This window comes from Anaerolineae bacterium (assembly GCA_016931895.1).
Taxonomy (GTDB): domain Bacteria; phylum Chloroflexota; class Anaerolineae; order 4572-78; family J111; genus JAFGNV01.
Genome location: JAFGDY010000035.1, coordinates 1 through 5,571, shown reverse-complemented (window position 1 = coordinate 5,571; position 5,571 = coordinate 1). Strand labels below are relative to the sequence as shown.

Genomic DNA, 5,571 nt, shown 5'->3' with positions numbered 1-5,571 from the left:
CGAGGGGTGACTTATAAAATCAAAGTGACACGTACGGGGCCGGGCAATTCTGTCGCCCTGACCGTGGCTGGCCAGCCGATTGAAGGCCAGGTGGTGCCCTTGCCGCCGGCCGGAAAGACCCAGGTGGAAGTGCAGGTGACTTTGACGTAGTTTTTCACGCCGGGTTGCATCTTTGATTTTGCATTTTTACTTATCGGTATGATAATGGAAACTTCGCCGCAAAGACCTTACGGTTTTGCGCCCCATCGCTTAAGAATTTCTGAACAAGGAAAGGAACGACCATGAGTAACAAAACCTATCACATTGCTGTATTGCCCGGCGACGGCACCGGCCCGGAAGTTGTTAAAGAAGGGATCAAGGCGCTGCAAGTGGCCGGAGACAAGTTTGATTTTAAGTTAGACTTTACCACCTTTGATTTTGGCGGCGACCGTTACCTGCGCACCGGCGAGGTGCTGCCCGATTCCGCGCCGGACGAACTGCGCCGGTTTGACGCCATTTTTTTAGGCGCCATTGGCCACCCGGACGTAAAGCCCGGTATTTTGGAAAAAGGCATTTTGTTGCGTCTGCGTTTTGAGCTGGACCAGTACATCAATCTGCGCCCGGTCAAACTGTATCCAGGCGTGGAAACCCCGCTCAAAGACAAAGGGCCGGCAGACATTGATTACGTGGTGGTTCGGGAGAACACCGGGGGTATTTACACCGGCACCGGCGGTATCTCGATGAAAGGCACGCCGCAGGAAGTGGCCGTGCAGAGTATGGTTTACACCCGTTTTCAGGTGGAGCGCTGTTTGCGCTACGCCTTTGAGTATACCCGCAAACGCAACAAAACCAACACCCTGGCCCTGTGCGGCAAAACCAACGTGCTTACTTACGTGTACGACCTGTGGGAGCGCGCCTTCCACGAAATCGGCCAGGCCGAATATCCCGACATCAAACGCGAATATTACCATGTGGACGCCACCTGCATGTGGATGGTTAAAAACCCGGAGTGGTTTGACGTGATTGTCACCGGCAACATGTTTGGCGACATCATCACCGACCTGGGCGCGATCACCCAGGGCGGCATGGGCATTGCCGCCGGCGGCAACATCAACCCCGATGGCGTGAGCATGTTTGAACCCATCGGCGGGTCGGCTCCCAAATACACCGGCAAAAACGTGATCAATCCGCTGGCCGCCATTGCCTGCGGCGGCATGATGCTGGATTACCTGGGCGAAACCGGGGCCGCCGACGCCATTGAAAAGTCCATCATGCACGTGACCGCCCACAAACTCAAGAGCATGGCCGCCGGCAGGATGGGTTACTCCACCACTGAAGTGGGTGATCTAGTGGCCGAGGGGATTTAGCCCTCTGAGAACATGTTTTTTAAATGTCATTTCGAGGCCGTTAGACCGAGAAATCTTTTTCTAAAGGTACGGTTTCGAGGAGATTTCTCCCTTCGGTCGAAATGACATATCCACCACCTTTGCGGCAAGTGTTGGTTTCAAACTGATTTCAGTATAGATTTTCTAATTTGTAGTTTGCAATTTGTTGTTTTTACATATCCAAAATCAATGACGATTGGAGACATCAACGATGAAAGAAAAAATTGAAAATCTGTTACAACAAATGACCCTGGCCGAAAAAGTGTCTATGGCTGCCGGTTCCACCATGTGGAATTCCACCGGCGTTGAACGGCTGGGGATTCCGGCCGTCAAGGTAACCGACGGGCCGAACGGAGCCAGAGGCGGCCATCTTTTTGGTGGGGTTTCGGCGGCGTGTTTTCCGGTGGGCATTGCCCTGGCCTCCACCTGGAATACGGACCTGGTTGAGCAAATTGGCCAGGCTCTGGGCCAGGAAGCCAAAACCAAAGGGGCGCACATTCTGCTGGCGCCTACGGTCAACATTCATCGGTCCCCCTTGAATGGCCGGAACTTTGAGTGTTACTCCGAAGACCCCTATCTCACCGCCCGGCTGGCGGTGGCCTATATCAACGGCGTGCAGAGCCAGAACGTGGGGGCGTGCATCAAACATTTTGTATGCAACGACTCTGAGTTTGAGCGGATGAGCATCAGTTCCGAGGTGGCCGAGCGCCCCCTGCGCGAAATTTACCTGCTGCCGTTTGAAACAGCGGTGAAAGAAGCCAAACCCTGGTCGGTCATGTCGTCGTACAATCGCATCAACGGCACGTATGCCTGCGATAATGTCTACCTGCTCACCGACATCCTGAAAAATGAATGGGGTTTTGAGGGCATTGTGATGTCCGATTGGTTTGGCACCAAAAGCACGGTTGAAGCGGCCAACGCCGGGCTGGACCTGGAAATGCCCGGCCCCCCGCAATGGATGGGCGATAAACTGCTCCAGGCGGTCAAAGAGGGTCGCGTCAGCGAGGCTGTGATTGACGATAAAGTGCGGCGCTTACTGCGCATCGTCTTCAAATCTGGCGTGTTTGACGATCCGGCCGAGCGCCCCGAGCAGGCCGTGGACAGCCCCGAACATCGTCGTCTGATTCGACAGGCTGCCGGCGAGGCAATGGTGCTGTTGAAGAATGACCGCAATGTGTTGCCCCTTGATCCGAACAAGATTAAAACGCTGGCCATTATTGGGCCAAACGTCAAGGGCGCGCCGATTATGGGCGGCGGCAGCGCGCGGGTCAAACCCCATCATATTGTCACCGCTTTTGAGGGCATCACCCAACGCGCCGGTGATACTATTGAACTGGCCTATGAATTGGGGTGTCCCCATCACAAATTGTTGCCCGTCTTGAACTCCTCTTGGTTGACTGCCCTCACCGCTGCAACATCTGGCTTGCAGATGGAATATTTCAACAGTCTTGATCTATCGGGCGAAGTGGTGGCGACCGCCGTGGCCGATACCGCAGAAATTGTGTGGTTTGGCGATCTGGCCCAGGGGGTGGATCCGGAAAAATTCTCTGCTCGTTTGACGGCTAACTTTACCGCGCCTGAAAGCGGGAGGTACACCTTTAGCTTGGTCAGTGTCGGGTTAAGCCGGTTGTATCTTGATGGCCAGGAGTTGATTGATAACTGGAGCGAACAATTCCCCGGCGAGTCCTTCTTTGGCATGGGCAGCCGGGAAATGAAGGCCGAGGTTGAGTTACAGGCCGGGCGCGTTTATGCCCTAAAAATTGAGTACAGCCGCGAGAAAGCTTCAATGCTGGCCGGGCTACGGGTGGGTTGTTTGTTGCCCATTCCTGAAGACGCCATTAAACGGGCGGCAACCCTGGCTGCCGGGGCCGATGTGGCGTTGCTCTTTGTGGGCACTACGGATGAATGGGAAAGTGAGGGCTTCGACCGGCCCGGCATGGACCTGCCCGGCGAGCAAAATCTATTGGTGGAAAAAGTGGCCGCCGCCAATCCCAATACGGTAGTGGTGCTCAATACCGGCTCGCCGCATGCAATGCCCTGGCTGGATAAAGTGGCGGGGGTGGTGCAGGCCTGGTTCCCCGGCCAGGAGGCGGGCCACGCCCTTGCCGACGTGCTGTTTGGCGATGTTAATCCCTCGGGCAAATTGTCCCAAACCTTTCCCAAACGTCTGGCCGACAATCCGGCGTTTATCAATTACCCCGGCGAGAATGGCCGGGTGTACTACGGCGAGGGCCTGTTTGTGGGCTATCGCTATTACGAAAAGAAAATGATCGAGCCGCTCTTCCCCTTTGGCTACGGTCTCTCCTACACCACATTTGAGTATAACAACCTGGCTCTCAACGCCAAAGAATATGCTTATGGCGATACCATCCAGGTGAGTGTGGCTGTCACCAACACCGGCCGGCGCGAGGGCAAAGAGGTGGTCCAACTCTACGTGCGGGATGTGAGGTCTAGCCTGGCCCGGCCCGAAAAAGAGTTAAAGGCCTTCAAAAAAGTAGCCCTCAAACCGGGCGAAACCCAAACCGTGGCCTTCACGCTGGATGGACGGGCCTTGTCGTTCTATGATCCTGAAAAGCAGGGCTGGGTGGCCGAGGCGGGTGAATTTGAAATTCTGGTGGGCAGCTCATCGCAAGATATTCGGGCGCGGGCCACGTTTTTCTTGCAAACCTCCGGCTTGGTCAGCGACGTGGAGGGTAATTCGGCCAAACTTGGCGTCAAAAATACGCTGAAAGAATTGCTGGCTAATGCAGCGGCCAAAGCCATTCTGGAAAAACATTTTGGCGAGATGATGCGGTCGCCCCAACTGGCGGTGGGCATGGACTTTTCGCTGGAACAGATAGCCGGATTTGTGCCGGATGTGTTAACGCCGGATAAGTTGCGGCAGCTTGATGAGGAATTAGGGACGTTGTAGGTATACCGGACCTCACCACAAAGCCACCAAGAGCACGAAGTCACCAAGATTCTTTGAGTCCTTTGTGCCTTTTGTGTAAAAACCCTCTAGCCCAGAATTTGAGCGTTAACCGGAGGGACAACATGCCGTTTCAATTAAAAATCATTGCCTTCATCGTCGCTACGGCCGGTCTTGTTTGGGTCTCTTGGCCCGCCTTGCGTAATTTTCGCTCGCACGGTTTTTACCGTTTTTTTGCCTGGGAAGCAGTGGTGATTTTGGTTTTGTTAAACCTTGATTATTGGCTTAATAAACCTTTCGCCCTTCACCAGATAATATCTTGGCTCTTGTTGATCGTTTCCCTATTTCTGGTGCTGCACGGGGTTCAACTGTTGCGTACCGCCGGTAAACCCAATCAGGAACGGCGTGATCCGTCGTTGTTAGGCATGGAAAAAACAACCGAGTTAATAACTATCGGCGCGTATCGTTACATCCGGCATCCGCTTTACAGTTCTTTGTTTTTTTTGGCTTGGGGCGTATTTTTTAAACAACCTTCCCTGGTTGGATTTTGTTTGGCGGCTGGAGCCACTTTTTTTCTGACCATGACGGCCAGGGTGGAAGAAGCGGAGAATGTCCGTTTTTTTGGCGTCGCCTATCAAAGTTATATGCAACAGACGAAAAGGTTTGTCCCTTATTTATTCTGACACACATGGAGAAGGACAACTGGATGACAAAATAAAAAACACCTTTGCCCAATTGGATGGTTAGTTTAAGGATTTTGTCTTCCAAATTGCAAGCGAGGGAAAAGCCGGTTGGAGGTGGGCTGATAACGGCATCGCCTATTACGCCGGCTGGGGAGTGGCAGTTTTCTTGTCAATTTTATTAAAGAGGAGCAACGCAATGGCTGAAGGTCTACTACTCTTACCTATTCCTCGCCGGCTTGAATATTTTGGCGGGGAAATTTTTCTACCTGAAAACAAACTCATCATACTCAATAGCGCCGATCCGCCAAGCTTGCGCTTCACAGCGCAATACGTGCAGCAGGCGTTACAGCAGGTCGGGGTCAATTGGCCAATTGTGGCCGGGAAAGGCGTTCCGGCGGAGCAAATCGGACTGACTTTGAGCGTAGTACCGGGCGGCGCGCGCCACCCGCAGGGATACGAATTGACCATCACGCCTGCCGGAATTTCTATCGTGGCCGGTACACCGGCGGGAATCTTTTACGCCGTACAAACTCTCAGCCAGATTTTGAACCAGCAGGGAAACACCCTCTCCTTGCTTCGCATCTCCGATTGGCCCGACTTTCCCCACCGGGGGGTG

The 5,571-nt window shown here is 53.7% G+C and carries 4 protein-coding genes; all 4 read left to right on the top strand.

Annotated elements, in window-relative coordinates:
• The first annotated feature begins 281 nt into the window (after positions 1-281).
• Positions 282-1,346, top strand: coding sequence for a 3-isopropylmalate dehydrogenase (locus tag JW953_02830; GenBank protein ID MBN1991611.1), 1,065 nt, complete (start codon positions 282-284; stop codon positions 1,344-1,346).
• 229 nt (positions 1,347-1,575) lie between these two features.
• The gene (locus JW953_02825; GenBank protein MBN1991610.1) at positions 1,576-4,275 is read left to right on the top strand and encodes a glycoside hydrolase family 3 C-terminal domain-containing protein; all 2,700 of its coding nucleotides are present in this window, start codon (positions 1,576-1,578) and stop codon (positions 4,273-4,275) included.
• A gap of 122 nt (positions 4,276-4,397) precedes the next feature.
• Positions 4,398-4,955 carry an isoprenylcysteine carboxylmethyltransferase family protein gene (locus JW953_02820; protein ID MBN1991609.1) on the top strand — a complete coding sequence of 186 codons (558 nt, stop codon included), beginning with the start codon at positions 4,398-4,400 and terminating at the stop codon, positions 4,953-4,955.
• A gap of 196 nt (positions 4,956-5,151) precedes the next feature.
• On the top strand, positions 5,152-5,571 hold a 420-nt coding region (locus tag JW953_02815), incomplete at its 3' end, for a glycoside hydrolase family 20 zincin-like fold domain-containing protein (GenBank protein ID MBN1991608.1).